The following is a 16648-nucleotide window of genomic DNA, read 5'->3' as shown; positions in this document are numbered from 1 at the left end:
GACGGCTACCCTCGGGTTCGGTACGTCGTTCGGGCGACTCGGGGAGGTAGCGGGATGACGGAGGTACGGCCCACGGCGGCCGCCTCGCCCTCCCTGTGGGAGCGCGACCAGGAGGTCGCCGCCGTCGAGCAGGCGATCAGCGCCCTGTACGCGGACCGCTCGTCCTCGGGCAGCCTGTTGGTCTTCCGGGGCGAGGCCGGGCTCGGCAAGACCGCGCTGCTGGCGGAGACCCGCCGCATCGCCGAACGGCGCGGCTGCACGGTGTGGTCCGCCCGAGGCGGCGAGACGCTGAAATCCGTCCCCTTCAATGTCGTACGACAACTGCTCCAGCCCGCACTGGTGTCGTTGATGCCGGAGGAGGCGCGCGAGTACCTCGGCGACTGGTACGACATCGCCGGCCCCGCCCTGGGCATCACGGACCCCGGCGACCGGCAGGCCGACCCGCAGGGCGTGTGCGACGGACTGGTCGCCGCGGTACGCCGGCTGGCCCGGCGCGACTGGCCGCTCGTGCTGCTGATCGACGACGCCCACTGGGCCGATCAGGAGACCCTGAGCTGGCTCGCCGCCTTCGCCGAACGCCTCGACGACCTCTCCGTGCTGGTCGTGGTGGCCCGCCGCCCCGGCGAGGCCGGCGGCGACAGCGCCCGGTATCTCGACGCGGTCGCCGCCGCGGCGGGCGGACCGGTCGCCAACCTCAGCGCCCTGACACCGGACGCGACCGCGGGCCTCACCCGCGCCACTCTCGGCCCGCACGCCGACGCCCCGTTCTGCCGCGAGGTCTGGGCCGTCACCGGCGGCAACCCGTACGAGAGCGTGGAACTCCTCGCCAAGGTCCAGGACAGCGAGCTGGAACCCGTCGAGGCGCAGGCCGCGGAGCTGCGGGCCCTGAACCGCTCGGCCCGCGGCGGCGGTCTGGTCGCCCGTCTGGAGGGACTCGGCGTCGACGCCACCCGGTTCGCCTGGGCCGCCGCGATCCTCGGCGCGGAGATCTCCGTGGACCTGGTCGCCCAGCTCGCCACCCTGGGGCACGAGCAGGCCGTGCGCTGCGCCGAACTGCTGTGCAACGCCCGCATCCTCACCGAACCCGACCCCGCGGACACCCGCGTCGGCGACGGCGGTCTGGAGTTCGTCCATCCGCTGATCGCGACCGCCGTCTACAACTCCATCCCGCCCGCCCTGTGCACCGCGATGCACGGCATCGCCGCCCAGGTCGTCACGGACACCGGGCTCGGCGCCGCGGCCGCCTCCCGGCATCTCCTCCTGGTCCACCCGGACGACGACGAGGAAGTCGTCGAGCAGCTGCGCGAGGCCGCCCGTGAACACCTCGCCGTCGGCGCCCCCGACGCGACCCGCCGCTGTCTGGAACGCGCGCTGCTGGAACCGCCGCTGCCCGAGGTCCACGCGCGCGTGCTCTACGAACTGGGCTGCGCCACCCTGCTGACCGCGCCCGCCACCACCATCGACCACCTCCAGTCCGCGCTCGGCATGCCCGGCCTCGACGGCGGCGAACGCGTCGACGCCGTCTTCCGCCTGTCCCAGGCGCTCCTCCACAACGACCAGCTGGAGGAGGCCGTCCGCACGGTCGAGGCGGAGGCCGCCCGGCACCAAGAGGGCCCGGCCAAGCTGCGGCTCCAAGCCGTGCAGTACATGTGGGAGGGCATCCACGCGGGCGAGTCGACCTCGCCGGGCCGCTCCGAACGGCTCGCCGCACTCGCCGCGACCTGCACCGGCAAGGACAACTCGGAACGCGCGCTGCTGATGCTGCGCGGCTTCGACGCCATGACCCACGGCGAGAACGCCGAGGAGGTCGTCGAACTGTGCGACCGCTCCCTCGTCAACGGCCGCCTCGCCCCCGGACTCGGCTGGACCGACACCGAGTGGGGCATCGAACTTCTGCTGATGCTCTCCAACGCGTATGCCTTCACGGACCGGCTCGACCGCGCCGACGCCCTCTACACCGAGGCGCTGCGCTCGTACGAGTCGGCCGGCTGGAGCGGCGGCCACCTCGCCCTCGCCCATGCGTACGTCGGCCTCGGCCACCGCAGAAGGGGCCGCCTCAGGGAGGCCGAGACATCCCTGCGTGAGTCACTGCGCATCGCCGAGCGCGTCGGCCGCGGTCTGCCCCTGTACTGGACCACGACCTGCAACCTCGTCGACACGCTGCTCGCGCGCGGCCATGTCGAGGAGGCCTGGGAGATCGCTGAGCAGTACGGTTTCGCACCGCCGTACCCGTCCACCATCGTGATCCCCGACCCGCGCTCCGTACGCGGCCGACTGCTGCTGGCGACCGGACGCACGAAGGACGGCATCAACGAGCTGGAGGCCGCCGAGAAGGCCGCGGCAGCGCGCGGCCACCACAACCCGATCATGGTGCCCTGGGCCGTCGACCTGGCCCGGGCCCTCGCCGGCGAGGACCCGGCCCGCGCCGCCCGGCTCGCCACCGACGCCCGCCGCCAGGCCGAGCGGTTCGGCACGGACACCGCCATCGGCGAGGCCCTGCGCTGCGCCGCCGCCCTGGAGACCGGGCAGCGCGCGGTCCGGCTCGCCGCCCAGGCGGTCGCCTATCTGGAGGCCTCGCCCTGCCAGTACGAACACGCGGCCGCCCGCGTCGAGTACGGCATCGCCGCCCGCTCCGTGGGTGAGCTCAACCGGGGGCTCGCGCTGGCGCGTTCCTGCGGCGCCGACGGACTGGTGACCCAGGCGCGGGAGGTCCTGGACACGGGACGCGGACTGCGGTGATCAGGTGCGCAGCAGCTGGTCGGTGACCGCCGACAGCCGCCCCCGCACCTCGTCCTCGTACGCCGCCGCGTTGGCCCGCGCCGGACGCGTCCCGTCGAAGTAGCCGCCTGTGCCCAGGTCCTTCGTGGCCAGCGCCAGCACCCCCGGAGCCCCGTCGGCGACCGAGTTCAGCGGTGCGACGCCGCCCTCGCGGACCATCGCCGTGTCCATGAAGGTCGCGGGGTGCAGCACGTTCACGGAGACACCCGTGCCGGCCAACTCCTCGGCCAGCGAGAACGTATGGGCCGCGAGCGCGAACTTGGCGCGGCAGTACGCCGCGAAACCGTCGTAGCCGCGCAGGAACTCGGGGTCGTCGAAGTCGACGGGCTCCTGACCGGCCGAGCCGACGTTGACGATCCGCGCGGGAGGATTCGCGCGCAGGACCGGCAGCAGGGCGCGCGTGAGCTCGACCGGCGCCAAGTAGTCCACCGCCAGCCGCAGTTCGTGTCCGTCGGCGCTCAGCTCACGTCCCGAGCCGCGCCGACCGGCGCCGACCCCTGCGTTGTTGACCAGTACGTCCAGCTCGGGGTGGGCGGCGGCCACCCGGGCGCCCAGGTCGCGCACCTGCGCCAGCGAGGCCAGATCGGCGACGAACCCCTCGGCCGCGCCCTCCGTGCGCAACTCGGCGACCAGCTGTTCCGTACGGCCCGGATCCCGGCCGTGGGCGAGGACCAGGTGTCCGGAGCGGACCAGTTCGAAGGCGACGTAGCGGCCGAGACCCGAGGTGGCGCCGGTGATCAGGATGGTGGACATACCTCCACCGTAGGCACACGGCGGAGCTGTCTGCTTGATGCTGCTGAGGGTACGACCGGCAGGATCACCCTGCGGCGGAGTCCTCCTCGGCCAGCACCCGCTGGGCCGCCGCGAACGCCGAGTTCGCCGCCGGCACCCCGCAGTACACGGCCGTCTGAAGCAGCACCGCGCCGATCTCCTCCGGGGTCAGTCCGTTGCGCCGCGCCGCCCGCACATGCATGGCCAGCTCGTCGTAGTGGCCGTGGGCGACCAGCGCCGTCAGCGTGATCATGCTGCGCTCGCGGCGCGAGAGCGTCGGGTCGGTCCAGATCTCACCCCAGGCATAGCGCGAGATGAAGTCCTGGAACCGGGCGGTGAAAAGGGTCTGGCGGGCCTGCGCCAGGTCGACGTGCGCATCGCCGAGCACCTCGCGCCGCACCTCCATGCCGCGCCCGGCCCCGCCGGTGAGATGGGCCCGCAGTGCTGTGAGCACCGCCGACGGGCACTGCGCGGGCGCAAGGTGCGAGGCGCCCGGGAGCTCGACCAGGGTGGCGCCCGGCACCGCGTCGGCGATCTCCCGCAGATGCGCGGGCGGCGTCGCCGGGTCCTCGCGGCCGGCGATCAGCAGGGTGCGCGCGGAGATCTCCGGGAGCCGGTCCCGGATGTCGAAGGCGGCGAGCGCGTCACAGCAGGCGGCGTACGCGGCCGGATCGGCGTCCCGGTGGTCCTGGACCAGCTCCGGCACGGTGAACCCGGGCGTGAACCACCGCGCGTTCGCACTCTCCGCCAGTTCGGCGAGCCCTTCGCCGCGCACCAGAGCGGCCCGCTCCTCCCACGGTTTCGAGCCGTTGAAGTGCGCCGACGAACAGATCACGGCGAGCGAGGAGACCCGCTCGGGGTGGTGGACGGCGAGTTGCAGCCCCACCGCACCGCCCAGCGACACCCCCGCGTACGCGAACCGCTCGATGCCGAGCGAGTCGGCGAGCGCGAGCACCAGGCCGGCGAGGTCACCGACCGTCGCCCCCGCCCCGATCAGACCGGCCTCCGAACCGCCGTGTCCCGGCAGGTCCCAGCGGATGACCCGATGCGTGATCGACAGCTCCGGCGCCACCTTGTCCCACAGGGCGTACGAGGTGCCGAGAGAGGGGCCGAGGAGCAGCGGGGGCGCGGTGGTGGGCCCTTCGGCACGGTGGTTGAGGTGTTTCAAGGTCGCTCCAGCGCGCGATCGGTGAGGGCTCCGGCGGAGCCGGTGTAGTGGGTGGGGTCGAGGTCCACGTCCGTCAGCTCCGGTGCCTGGGCGAGCGGGCGTCCCTCGGACGCCAGCCGGGTGAGCAGTTCCTTGGCCTGGGCCCGGCCCAGCACCGGGGCCAGCTCGGCGGAGAGCCGCTCGGAGACGATCAACCCGTGGGTGAGATCGAGGTGTTCACGCATCACATCGGGTCTGACCCGCAGTCCCTCGGCCAGCTCTACGGCATCCCGGGCGGCCCCGCCCACCAGCCGCAGCAGCTCCCGGAGGGGCTCCCACTCCGCGTGCCAGGCCCCGGCCGGCCGCTCGTCCTCCGCCGCCAGCGACCCGTACAGCGTGGCGGCGAGCTGAGGTGCCCGCCGCGCGGCCGAGGCGATGAGGGTGGACCGTACCGGATTGGACTTGTGCGGCATGGCGGACGAACCCCCGCCGCTGCCCTCCGCGACCTCGCCGATCTCGGTGCGGGAGAGGGTGAGGACGTCCACGGCGATCTTGCCGAGCGCGCCCGCCGTGAAGGCGAGACACCCGGCGAGATCGGCGATGGGGGTGCGCAGCGTGTGCCAGGGCAACTCGGGTGCCTTCAGGCCCAGTTCACGGGCGTACGCCGCCGGCAGTGCGGTCGGGTCGCTCGCGCCGTACGCCCCGAAGGCCGCCAAAGTCCCGGCGGCGCCCCCGAGTTGCGCGGGCAGCCCGTCCCGTACGGCCGTCACCCGGTCCCGTGCGTCGAGCACCAGCGACCGCCATCCCGCCGCCTTCAGCCCGAACGTCGTCGGTACGGCGTGCTGGGTGAGCGTGCGTCCCGGCATCGCGGTGTCGCGGTGCTCGACGGCCAGCCGGGCCAGCGCCCGCTCCGTGCGGCCGAGGTCGGCGAGGACGAGGTCCAGGGCGCGGGCGGCCACCAGCATCGTCGCCGTGTCCATGATGTCCTGGCTGGTCGCACCCCGGTGGACATGGGGGCCGTGCTCCTCGCCGACCGCCTTCGTCAGATCCGCGACCAGGGGGATGACCGGGTTCCCGCCGCCCCGCGCGCGCTCGGCGATCGACGCCACGTCGAAGTGACGGGCGTCGGCCGCCTCGGTGACCGCGGCCGCGGCCTCGGCCGGTGCGAGGCCCAGTGCGGCCTGGGCGCGGGTCAGCGCGGCCTCCGCGTCGAGCAGCGCCGACAGATAGGCGCCGTCGGCGGTGGCCGCGGCTGCGGGGGAGGCCGCCCACCCGGGGGCGAGCAGGCCGGTGTCGGGATCGGCAGGTGTCACTGGAACTCCAGGAAGACCGTCTCGCCTTCGCCCTGAAGGCGGATGTCGAAACGGTATGTGCCGTGGCCCCCGTCCGTGGCGATCAGCGTGGCGCGTCGCTCCTGGTCCAGTCGCGCCAGCAGCGGGTCGGCGGCCAGTGCGGCGTCGTCACCCGGCAGGTAGATCCGGGTGAACAGGTGCACCAGCAGTCCGCGCGCGAAGACGCACACGCTGATGTAGGGGGCGCTCTTCCCACGTGCCCCGGGCCGCAGCGTCCGCGCGGACCAGTGACCGCCCGCGTCCGTCTGGATCCGCCCCCAGCCGGTGAACTCCACTCCCGTGCGGCCCAGGAACCCGCCGCTCGCCGAGTCGCGCCGCATCGAACCGTCGACCTGCGACACCCGGCCGTCCGGGTCGGCGCCCCACAGCTCCACGAGCGCGTCCGGCAGCGGATTGCCCTCGCCGTCGTACACCTGGCCGTGCAGGGCGATCGTGTCCGGGTGGCCGACGGGGGCGATGTCGCCGCCGCCGGGGAAGGGCAGGGCGTGGCCGTAGAAGGGACCGACGGTGTGGGAGGGCGTCGGGAGCACCGCCTCGGGATTGCTCGTGTCGATCTTCGTCATCGTGGGTCAGCGTCCTTCTTCGATCCAGGTGGCGTTCGGCCCGTCGAGCACGATGTCCCAGTGGTAGCCCATCGAGAACTCCGGCACCGACAGGCTGTGGTCGTACGTCGCGACGAGCCGCTGCCGGGCCGCGTCGTCGGTCACCGACTGGATGATCGGGTCGTACGGGAACAGCGGGTCGCTCGGGAAGTACATCTGCGTCACCAGCCGCTGTGTGAACGCCGTGCCGAAGAGCGAGAAGTGGATGTGGGCCGGCCGCCAGGCGTTGACGTGCTGGCGCCACGGGTATGGGCCGGGCTGGACGGTGGTGAAGCTGTAGAAACCGCTGTCGTCGGTCAGTGTGCGGCCGACGCCCGTGAAGTTGGGGTCCAGCGGCGCGTCGTGCTGCTCATTCTGGTGCGCGTACCGGCCCGCCGAGTTGGCCTGCCAGATCTCGACCAGCTGACCACGGATCGGCCGGCCGCCGCTGTCGAGGAGCCGTCCCGACACGGTGATCCGCTCGCCGATCGGCTCGCCGTCGTGCTGCCGGGTGAGGTCGTTGTCGATCTCGGTGATGTCCCGCTCCCCGAACGCGGGGGCGGCCAGCTCCACCAGCTCCGGGTCCTTGGACACATCGATGGCGACCGGCGGCTGTTTCGGGTGCCGGAGGATCGAGGAACGGTACGGGGCGTAGTCGCGGCGCGGCTGATGCTCGACGGGGGCGCCGTCGGCGACGCGCTTCTCGTACGCGGAGTGCTGGGCGGCGATCTCCTGGTCGATGTCGTGCTGAGTGAGAGCCATGACGGTTCGATTCCTACCGTTCGAGTACGAGGGCGAGGCCCTGGCCCACGCCGATGCAGAGGGTGGCGACGCCGATTCCGCTGCCCTTGCGGGCGAGTTGATGGGCGACGGTGCCGGCGAGGCGGGCACCGGAGGCGCCCAGGGGGTGGCCGAGGGCGATGGCGCCGCCCTGCGGGTTGAGGATCGCCGGGTCGAACTCGGGCCACTCGGCGACACAGCCGAGCACCTGCGCGGCGAACGCCTCGTTCAGCTCCAGCACTGACAGATCGTCAAATCCCTTGCCCGCTTTGGCGAGTGCACGGTTGACGGCCTCGACGGGGGCGAGCCCGAAGTAGTGCGGGTCGAGGGCGTTGACGCCGGTCGCGGAGACCCGGGCGAGCGGCTCACGGCCGGTCGCCTTCAGACCCTCCTCGTCGACGAGGAGCAGCGCGGCGGCGCCGTCGTTGAGAGGCGAGGCGTTGCCTGCGGTGACGGTGCCGTTGTCCTTCCTGAACGACGGCTTGAGCTTGGCCATCGCTGCCTGTGACGCGTCCGCACGCACGCATTCGTCGGCGCCGAAGACCACCGGCTCGCCCCTGCGCTGCGGGATCGACACCGGCGCCAGCTCGGAGTCGAACAGCCCCTCGCCCTGTGCCTTGGCCGCCTTCTGGTGGCTGTGCAGGGCGAATTCGTCCTGCTGCTCACGGCTGATCTTGTGCTTCTCGGCGATCAGCTCCGCGCTCTCGCCCAGCGGGATCGTCCACTGCGGCTCCATCTTCGGGTTGACCATGCGCCAGCCCAGGGTGGTGGAGTACAGCTCGGCGTGTCCGGCGGGGAAGGGCTTGTCGGACTTGGGCAGCACATACGGCGCCCGGGTCATCGACTCGACTCCGCCGGCCACGGCGATGGAGGCGTCCCCGACCGCGATGGCGCGGGCCGCCTGGATCACGGCCTCCAGACCGGACGCGCACAGCCGGTTCACGGTGACACCCGGCACGGACGTCGGCAGTCCGGCGAGGAGTGCGGCCATGCGGCCGACGTTGCGGTTCTCCTCGCCGGCGCCGTTGGCGTTGCCGAAGTAGACGTCCTCGATCCGGGACGGGTCCAACTGCGGTGTGCGGGCGAGGAGTTCACGGATGGCGTGGGCACCCAGGTCGTCCGGGCGCACGCTCGCCAGACCGCCGTTGTAACGGCCGATCGGTGTGCGCACCGCGTCGACGATGTAGACGTTCTTCCCTGCGGACTTCACTTCAGGCCCTCCGCTACGGTCAGCTTGGCGTCGGTCTTGGCCGTGATCTCCTCGACGCGCACACCGGGCGCCGTCTCGACGAGCAACAGCCCGTCGTCCGTCACGTCCAGCACACCGAGGTCGGTGATGATCCGGTTCACACAGGCCGCCCCGGTGAGCGGCAGTGCGCACTCGTCGAGGATCTTCGGGGAGCCGTCCTTCGCGGTGTGCGTCATCACCACGATCACCGTGCGGGCGCCGTGGACGAGGTCCATCGCGCCGCCGATCCCGGTGATCATCTTGCCGGGGATGGCCCAGTTCGCCAGGTCCCCGCCCGCGGAGACCTGCATGGCGCCCAGCACGGCGACGTCGATGTGCCCGCCGCGGATCATCGAGAACGACAGCGCCGAATCGAAGTAGGAGGCGCCGGGCAGGACCGTGACGGTCTCCTTGCCCGCGTTGATGAGGTCGGGGTCGACCTGGTCCTCGGTCGGGTAGGGGCCGGTGCCCAGGATGCCGTTCTCCGACTCCAGGACCACCTCCACGCCCGGCGGGAGGTAGTTGGGGATCAGCGTCGGCAGCCCGATGCCGAGATTGACGTACTGGCCGTCCCGCAGCTCGCGTGCGGCGCGGGCGGCCATCTGTTCCCGGGTCCAGGCCATCAGCTGCTCACCGTCCGCTGCTCGATCTGCTTGTCCGCCGCCTGCTCGGGGGTGAGCGCGAGGACGCGCTGCACGAAGATGCCCGGCAGATGCACCGCGTCCGGGTCGATCTCGCCGGGCTCGACGAGCTCCTCGACCTCGGCGATCGTCACCCGGCCGGCCATCGCCGCGAGCGGGTTGAAGTTCCGCGTGGACTTGTTGAAGACCAGGTTCCCGTGCCGGTCGCCCCTCGCCGCCCGCACCAGCGCGAAGTCGGTGCGGATCCCGTGCTCCAGCACGTACTCGGTGCCGTCGAACTCCCGGACCTCCTTCGCCGGGGAGGCCAGCGCGACGCCGCCGGAGCCGTCGTAGCGCCAGGGCAGCCCGCCCTCGGCGACCTGCGTGCCCACACCCGCGGGGGTGTAGAAGGCGGGGATACCGGCACCGCCGGCCCGCAGCCGCTCGGCGAGCGTGCCCTGCGGGATCATCTCCACCTCCAGCTCACCGGCCAGATACTGCCGCGCGAACTCCTTGTTCGCCCCGATGTAGGAACCGGTCACCCGGGCGATCCGGCCCGCGGCAAGGAGAACGGCCAGGCCGGACTCCATCGCCCCGCAGTTGTTGGACACCACACCCAGGCCCGAGACCCCGCGCTCGTACAACGCCTGGATCAGCACGTTCGGCACACCGCTCAGACCGAACCCGCCGACCGCGAGAGTCGTGCCGTCCGGCACATCGGCCACCGCCTCCAGGGCTGTGGCGACCACCTTGTCCATCCGTGAAGCCCCATCTCATCAGGCCCGAAATAGTCAGAGCACTGACTATTCAAACGAGGTCGGAATCACGCTGCCACCCTTGGATTGTGCCGTCAAGGCCCCAGGTGAAGGACGAGGTAAGGATCAGGGGCATGCGATATCGTTCAGTGCACCGACGAAATCCTGCACTCACGCTGAGGAGCGCACATGGCCGCGGTGGACCTCACCACCCACCCCGGGCACCTGGCCCGGCGGCTCCAGCAGGCCCATTACCTGCTGTGGAACACCATGGTCTCCGAGGAGATCACCTCACCGCAGTTCGCGGTCCTCAACGCGCTCGTCGCCGAGCCGGGACTGGACCAGCGCACGGTGGGGGAGCGCGTGGGGCTCGACCGGTCCACCATCGCCGAGGTGATCAGCCGGCTCGGCCGCCGGTGTCTGCTCGACAAGGTGCGCGACCCGCAGGACGGCCGCCGTTTCCTGCTGCGGCTCACGGACGAGGGCACCCGGACCCACCGCAAGCTCACGCTGCGTACGGCCCGGATGAACCAGGTCTTCCTGGCCCCGCTCTCCGCCGAGGAGCAGACCGTGTTCTTCGATCTCATCCGCCGGGTCTCGGACGCGGCGGAGGGGCTCCGCAACCCGACGGAACCCCTCGCGGCGTCGATGGACGGGCCGGCGCCGAAGACGGCCTGGCACGCCCACGAAACGCCGTGAGGGGCCGGGACCTGGTCGAGGTCCCGGCCCCATGTCGGCTCGGCCGACTACTGGATCGTCCAGCCCACGCTGCCGACGCCCGAGCTGTAGATCGCGCAGACACCCGAGGACTCGCCGTACTGGCCCGGCTGGAGCGTCACCCACTGGCCCGAGACGTCCGGGGCCCAGCCGCAGACGATCTCGGCGCGGAAGGTGATGGCGCGGTCGGTGTTGTTCGAACAGCCGGCGATGCCGTGGTCGGGATTGTTGTTGTGCACCCAGCCGTCGCAGTCGACGCCGGCCATGGCGGCGACCTCGCCGGACGCCGCGGCGTGCGCCGGGGCGGCCACACCGCCGACGGTCAGGGCCAGGGCCGAGGCCGTGGTGGCCAGGCCGGCGGCGAAGAGGTTCTTCCTGCGGTTCATATGTGCCCCCGTGAAGGTCGTGGTTCGCTGTTGCCGCCCTCAGTCAAGAACAGGGCCGCACCTGCGTGAACCTGAGACATCCGAGGGTCAGCCCTTGGCGAAGACCACCCACACCTGGCCCCTGGCGAAGTTCAGCGGAGCTCCGTTCCCCTGGGTGAACTCCGTGTTGTCGGTGGCTTGCAGACGCTTCCAGCGGGCCTCGAAGACCTTCCCGTCGCGCAGCACCTCTGCCCGCCCCTCGCCCACCGTCTCCGTGTACGGCGTGTTGTTGCCGAGGAAGTCGGAGAAGCTGGACGGGCGCACGTTCACGTACTGGACGACGACCGTCGGCGGGGCCATCCGCTCCCCGTCGGTCATGGCCGGCGCACCGTCCATCGACACCAGCCAGCCGGACTGGTCCTCGGACCAGGTGAACGTGAACCGGGCGCCCGGGTAGCGCACGGTCCGCGAGGTCTCGGACCGTCCGCCCGAGGGTGTGCTGCCGTAGTGGAAGCCGGTCGTCAGCGCGTCCGCGCCGGGCACGGAGGACATCAGCCGGAAGGGCCGCAGGTAGAGGTTGTGCGGGGAGGGCTTGGACGTGCCGCGGTAGAAGGCGCCGGGCGCCTCCTCGGGCGACCGGGCGGTCAGCGGCGCCTTGTCGATCAGTGGGAGCAGTTTGTGCTGGGCTCCCGAGAACGCGAGCGTGGGCCGGTCGAACTGCCTGAGCAGCTCCAGATCCGACTCGCGTGCGCTGCGTACCGGGCCGACCACCTTCGGCAGCTTGGTCGCGTACACCGCCATCAGCCGGCTCAGACCGCCCTCGACCTGCTCGACGTAGACGATGTTCGCGGAGTCGAGCCCCGTGTGGGGGCGGGCCGCACGGGCGTTGTCGATCTTCACCGCGAGTATCGGGTCCCCGCCCGCTCCGCGGCTCTGCGAAGGCTGCCCCCGGTCCGATCCGCGTCCGTCGTCGTCCGAGCCGCCCGGCGAGGTGCAGCCGGCCGCCAGGGAGAGGGTCATCGCGGCGGCCAGGAGCGCCGCCGGTATCGCGGCGCGCCGTGTGCGCGCCTTTCGTCCTATGCCCACCGTTGCCACCAGTCTTATGTCTCGATTGTGCGCCTATCGGCCAATTAATGGCCATATGCGAACGATTCTGATTTGCCGCGGGGCATACGTCGATCGGCATACGTCCGTTCGGTTCGCGGGGGTTTCAGTGCGTGGGGCCGAAGATCTCCGCCAGGTCGTAGCCGACCGGCTCCTCCAGCTGGGCATAGGTGCAGCTGTGCGGATCCCGGTCCGGGCGCCAGCGGCGGAACCGGGCCGTGTGCCGGAAGCGCGCCCCGTTCTCCATGTGGTCGTACGCCACCTCGACGACCCGCTCCGGCCTGAGCGGCACCCAGGAGAGGTCCTTCTTGCCCGACCAGCGGCTGGGCGCGCCGGGCAGCCGCGCCGACTCGTGCGCGGACTCCTCGGCCCAGGCCGCCCAGGGGTGCCCGGCGGCATCGTCCATCCGCAACGGCTCCAGTTCCTCGACGAGTTCGGCCCGGCGTTTCATCGGGAAGGCGGCGGACACGCCCACGTGCTGGAGGGTGCCCCGGTCGTCGTAGAGACCGAGCAGCAGGGAGCCCACGATGGGGCCGCTCTTGTGGAAGCGGTAGCCCGCGACCACGACGTCCGCCGTGCGCTCGTGCTTGATCTTGAACATCGCGCGCTCGTCCTGGAGGTAGCGCACGCCGAGCGGCTTGGCGATGACCCCGTCGAGGCCCGCCCCCTCGTACTGCTCGAACCACTGCCGTGCGACGTCGATGTCGGTCGTCGCCGGCGCCAGATGCACGGGCGCCGTCACGCCCTCCAGCGCCCGGGCCAGGAGCGTCCGTCGGTCGCTCAGCGGCACGTCCGTGACGGACTTCTCCGCAAGGGCCAGCAGGTCGAAGGCGACGAACGACGCCGGGGTCTTCTCGGCGAGCATCCGCACCCGGGAGTCCGCCGGGTGGATCCGCTCGGTCAGCGCGTCGAAGTCCAGCCGTCCCTCGCGTGCGATCACGATCTCGCCGTCCAGCACCGAGCGCTCCGGCAACCGCTCCTTCAGCGCCGCCACCACCTCGGGGAAGTACCTGGTGAGCGGCTTGCCCGTACGGCTGCCCAGCTCGACCTCGTCACCGTCGCGGAACACGATCGCCCGGAAACCGTCCCATTTCGCCTCGTACTGCATATCCGGCGGGATTTTCGCCACCGACTTGGCGAGCATCGGCTTCACGGGAGGCATCACCGGCAGATCCATGGTTCGATTCTGCTCCCATGTTCAGCCGATCGCCCAGTGTGCGAGCAGTGTGCGGTGCGCCTACCGTGGCTCGCATGGGTGAAGCGGTGCAACTGGAGGCGGCCGGCCGGACCGTACGGCTGTCCAGCCCGGACAAGATGTTCTTCCCGGAGCGCGGTTTCACCAAGCTGGACCTCGCCCGGTACTACATCGCCGTCGGCCCCGGCATCCTGCGCGCCCTGCGCAACCGGCCCACCACCCTGGAGCGCTACCCGGACGGCGTGACCGGCGAGAACTTCTTCCAGAAACGGGCCCCGAAGAACATGCCCGACTGGATCCCGACCGCCCACATCACCTTCCCCAGCGGCCGCAGCGCCGACGAGATGTGCCCCACGGAGGAGGCCGCGGTCCTGTGGGCGGCGCAGTACGGCACGCTCACCTTCCACCCGTGGCCGGTGCGCCGCGACGATGTCGACAGCCCCGACGAACTCCGTATCGACCTCGACCCGCAGCCCGGCACCGACTTCGACGACGCCGTCCGCGCCGCCCATGAACTGCGCGCCGTCCTCGACGAGTTCGGCGGCCTGCAAGGCTTCCCCAAGACCTCCGGCGGACGCGGGCTGCATGTCTTCGTGCCCATCGAACCGCGCTGGACCTTCACCCAGGTCCGGCGGGCGGCCATCGCCGTGGGCCGGGAGCTGGAGCGCAGGATGCCGGAGCAGGTGACGATCAAGTGGTGGAAGGAGGAGCGCGGCGAGCGCATCTTCGTCGACTACAACCAGACGGCACGGGACCGCACGATCGCCTCGGCGTATTCCGTACGACCGCGCCCGCACGCCCCCGTCTCGGCGCCCCTGCGCTGGGACGAGGTCGGTGTCGCGCACCCCCGGGACTTCGACCTCGCGACCATGCCCGCGCGCTTCGCCGAACTCGGCGATGTGCACGCGGACATGGACGACCGTCGCTACTCGCTGGACGCGCTGCTGGAGCTGGCGAACAAGGACGAGCACGACCACGGGCTCGGTGATCTGCCGTACCCGCCCGAGTATCCGAAGATGCCGGGAGAACCCAAGCGGGTACAGCCGAGCAAGGCCCGCAAAGAGGGACCTACAACTCCTTGATCCGGATGTCCCGGTACGAGACCACATCCGTCGTGCCGTGCACCTGGAGCCCGAGGTAACCGGAGGCGAACCGCCGCCCGTCCGTGCCCGGGTCGTCCGAGCGGGGCGGGACGAAGTCCTGACCCCCGGTGTTGTCGAACTCGTTGATCAGCACGCCGTTGCGGTAGACCGAGTAGTGCTGGTCGACCACCCGGATCTCGTAGTCGTTCCACGTGCCCTTCTGGGTGACGCCCGCACCGGCGAGCCCCACCCGGTCGAAGCCGTAGATCGACCCGGTCTTGTACATGTCGCCGTCGGGCCGGTCGAACACCTGCACCTCGTGCCCGTACTTGATGGCGACCCACTCCGGCCGTGACTCCTCCGGATGGTCATGGACGTACGGGAACCGCACGAACACACCGGAGTTGGCGTTGCCGGTGCCCGGAGCGTCGTCCCGCCACTGGAGCCGCAGCGAGAAGTCGCCGTACTTGCGTTCCGGGAACCACAGCATGCCCAGGCCGGCCGCCGTCGTCCCGCTGGTCATCGACCCGTCGGGGTTCAGCCCGAACGAACCACCGCCCACGTGCTGCCAGTCGGCGAAGGAGCCCGCGGTGCCGTCGAAGATCGTGCGGTAGCCCTCGGTCTGACCGGGCTTGCCGATCCCCGACTCACGGGCGGCCGTCAGGATCGTGTTGTGCTCCCGCTGGTCGACGACGCCTTCGCTCAGGAGTTTCGCAAGGACCGTCCGTACGTGCTTCAGGAACAGCGCGTTGGACGTCCACTCCTTCTCGTCCTCGATCAACTCGTTGATCCGGCACCGGTTGTTGGTGACCCGGTTCGGCACCCCGGAGTCGACCGTCCCGACCACGACCGTCAACCGCTCGTCGAACTCCGGGCAGTTGGGTGCGGGCACACCGCCGCCGGACACCACCGTGAAGCTCACGGTCCGCGGCTCGGAGGTGTTGCCCGCCTTGTCGCTCGCCCGGTAGGCCACGTTGTGCGGGCCCACCCGGTCGACGACCACGGGCGCGGTGTACGCCAGATAGGGCCCGCCGTCGAGCGAGTACTCGATGGTCGCGACCTCGCCGCCGTGATCGGTGGCGCTGACGGTGACCTTGGCGTTGCCCACGTAGGCCCCGGCGGAGTTCCGGGTCCCGTCCACGGTCGCCCCGGTGACGGGCGGAGTGGTGTCCTGCGGGGGCGCCGAGACGACCGTGAACGGCACACTCTTCTCGGCGGCCACGTTGCCCGCCTTGTCGGTCGCGCGATAGCGCACGGTGTGGCTGCCGGCCTCATGCACCATCACCGGAGCGGTGTACGGCTGCCAGGCGCCGTCGCCGACCGCGTACTCGATGGTGTTGACCCCGGAACCGGTGTCGGAGGCGGAGACGGTGACCGTGGCCATGTCGATGTAGGCCCCGTCCGCGTTCTGCTCGCCGCTCACCGTCGCCGAGGTCTCCGGCGGTGTCTGGTCGTCGGTCGGCGGTGCGACGACCGCGAACTCGACGCTCTTCTCGGCCGCCACGTTCCCCGCCTTGTCCAGGGCGCGGTAGCGGACCTTGTGGCTGCCGACCTGGTCGACGACGACCGGGGTGGTGTACGGCTGCCAGGCGCCGGCGTCACCGATGGCGTACTCGATCCGGTCGACGCCGGAGCCGCCCTCGTCGGTGGCGCTGACCGACACGCTCGCCGAACCGACGTACTGGCCCTGCGAGTTCTGTGTCCCGCTCACCTGGGCCGAGGTCGCGGGCGCGGTGGTGTCCTCGCCGCTGCCCTCGGTCACCACGAGGATGCCCTGCATCTGGCCGTGTCCCGGGATGGTGCAGTAGTAGCGGTAGCGGCCCGGGGTGAGCGTGACCTCGGCGGTGTGGCGGCCGCCCTGGTCGTCGTTCGGGTTGGCGAGGATGTTGAGCGGGACGTCGTTGTTGTACTCCGGGTCCGAGACGTCGAACGTCAGCGTGTGCGGCATGCCGGTCGTGTTGCCGGTCGCCACACTGTTCTCGAAGACGATCGTCGTCGTGCCCGCCACCGCCGTCGCCGGTACGGACGCGTACTTGGTGATGTCGTCGCCGGCGGTCCAGGTGAGTGTCTGGGCCGCGGCGGCCCGGGGCTCCGGTTGACCCGAGGCGGGCACGGACTGGAGCCCCAGCATCATGAGGAGTGCGGCCAACAAGGCCGTCAGGACTGTTCGTCG

At 71.3% G+C, this 16648-nt stretch carries 15 protein-coding genes; 3 read left to right on the top strand and 12 right to left on the bottom strand.

Annotated features, from left to right (window positions below; genetic code table 11):
* Positions 1-54 precede the first annotated feature (54 nt).
* Entirely contained in the window at positions 55-2739 is a 2685-nt protein-coding gene (locus tag ACIHFB_RS15950; RefSeq protein WP_400127070.1) for an ATP-binding protein, read from the top strand.
* Here ACIHFB_RS15950 and ACIHFB_RS15945 read toward each other — a convergent pair whose 3' ends face one another.
* The 8 genes from ACIHFB_RS15945 to ACIHFB_RS15910 all read right to left on the bottom strand — a co-directional run bounded on the left by ACIHFB_RS15945 (position 2740) and on the right by ACIHFB_RS15910 (position 10015).
* Complete coding sequence (locus ACIHFB_RS15945) at positions 2740-3531, bottom strand: SDR family NAD(P)-dependent oxidoreductase (RefSeq protein WP_400127069.1); 792 nt, start codon at positions 3529-3531, stop codon at positions 2740-2742.
* Between the two features lie 64 nt (positions 3532-3595).
* The gene (gene pcaD, locus ACIHFB_RS15940) at positions 3596-4717 is read right to left on the bottom strand and encodes a 3-oxoadipate enol-lactonase (protein ID WP_400127068.1); all 1122 of its coding nucleotides are present in this window, start codon (positions 4715-4717) and stop codon (positions 3596-3598) included.
* Positions 4714-6009, bottom strand: a complete 1296-nt coding sequence (gene pcaB, locus ACIHFB_RS15935; protein WP_365286806.1) for a 3-carboxy-cis,cis-muconate cycloisomerase — start codon at positions 6007-6009, stop codon at positions 4714-4716. Before pcaB ends, pcaD begins: the two co-directional genes overlap by 4 nt.
* Positions 6006-6611 carry a protocatechuate 3,4-dioxygenase subunit alpha gene (gene pcaG, locus ACIHFB_RS15930; RefSeq protein WP_365286808.1) on the bottom strand — a complete coding sequence of 202 codons (606 nt, stop codon included), beginning with the start codon at positions 6609-6611 and terminating at the stop codon, positions 6006-6008. Before pcaG ends, pcaB begins: the two co-directional genes overlap by 4 nt.
* 6 nt (positions 6612-6617) lie before the next feature.
* Positions 6618-7391, bottom strand: a complete 774-nt coding sequence (pcaH, locus tag ACIHFB_RS15925) for a protocatechuate 3,4-dioxygenase subunit beta (RefSeq protein ID WP_365286810.1) — start codon at positions 7389-7391, stop codon at positions 6618-6620.
* Between the two features lie 13 nt (positions 7392-7404).
* Entirely contained in the window at positions 7405-8619 is a 1215-nt protein-coding gene (locus ACIHFB_RS15920; RefSeq protein ID WP_400127067.1) for a thiolase family protein, read from the bottom strand.
* A complete protein-coding gene (locus tag ACIHFB_RS15915) occupies positions 8616-9260 on the bottom strand; it encodes a CoA transferase subunit B (protein WP_400127066.1) in 645 nt (214 codons plus the stop codon). The genes ACIHFB_RS15920 and ACIHFB_RS15915 overlap by 4 nt, the downstream gene beginning before the upstream one ends.
* Positions 9260-10015, bottom strand: coding sequence for a CoA transferase subunit A (locus ACIHFB_RS15910; protein ID WP_365286816.1), 756 nt, complete (start codon positions 10013-10015; stop codon positions 9260-9262). Before ACIHFB_RS15910 ends, ACIHFB_RS15915 begins: the two co-directional genes overlap by 1 nt.
* Positions 10016-10201: 186 nt before the next feature.
* On the opposite strand from ACIHFB_RS15910, the gene ACIHFB_RS15905 reads away from it, so the two are divergent.
* Entirely contained in the window at positions 10202-10711 is a 510-nt protein-coding gene (locus ACIHFB_RS15905; RefSeq protein ID WP_365286818.1) for a MarR family transcriptional regulator, read from the top strand.
* 47 nt (positions 10712-10758) lie between these two features.
* Here ACIHFB_RS15905 and ACIHFB_RS15900 read toward each other — a convergent pair whose 3' ends face one another.
* The 3 genes from ACIHFB_RS15900 to ACIHFB_RS15890 all read right to left on the bottom strand — a co-directional run bounded on the left by ACIHFB_RS15900 (position 10759) and on the right by ACIHFB_RS15890 (position 13375).
* The gene (locus ACIHFB_RS15900) at positions 10759-11115 is read right to left on the bottom strand and encodes a hypothetical protein (protein WP_365286820.1); all 357 of its coding nucleotides are present in this window, start codon (positions 11113-11115) and stop codon (positions 10759-10761) included.
* An 87-nt stretch (positions 11116-11202) separates the two neighbouring features.
* Positions 11203-12174, bottom strand: coding sequence for a DUF3048 domain-containing protein (locus tag ACIHFB_RS15895; protein WP_400127174.1), 972 nt, complete (start codon positions 12172-12174; stop codon positions 11203-11205).
* Between the two features lie 130 nt (positions 12175-12304).
* Positions 12305-13375 carry an ATP-dependent DNA ligase gene (locus ACIHFB_RS15890; protein WP_365286822.1) on the bottom strand — a complete coding sequence of 357 codons (1071 nt, stop codon included), beginning with the start codon at positions 13373-13375 and terminating at the stop codon, positions 12305-12307.
* Between the two features lie 74 nt (positions 13376-13449).
* Here ACIHFB_RS15890 and ligD point away from each other — a divergent pair, with 74 nt between their 5' ends.
* Entirely contained in the window at positions 13450-14475 is a 1026-nt protein-coding gene (ligD, locus tag ACIHFB_RS15885; RefSeq protein ID WP_365286824.1) for a non-homologous end-joining DNA ligase, read from the top strand.
* On the opposite strand, the gene ACIHFB_RS15880 is transcribed toward ligD, so the two are convergent.
* Entirely contained in the window at positions 14462-16609 is a 2148-nt protein-coding gene (locus ACIHFB_RS15880; protein ID WP_400127173.1) for an OmpL47-type beta-barrel domain-containing protein, read from the bottom strand. The genes ligD and ACIHFB_RS15880 overlap by 14 nt on opposite strands.
* Positions 16610-16648: the final 39 nt, after the last annotated feature.

The sequence above is a fragment of the Streptomyces sp. NPDC051963 genome (genome assembly GCF_044593495.1).
Classification (GTDB): Bacteria; Actinomycetota; Actinomycetes; order Streptomycetales; family Streptomycetaceae; genus Streptomyces.
This window is presented reverse-complemented; position numbering and strand designations above follow the sequence as displayed.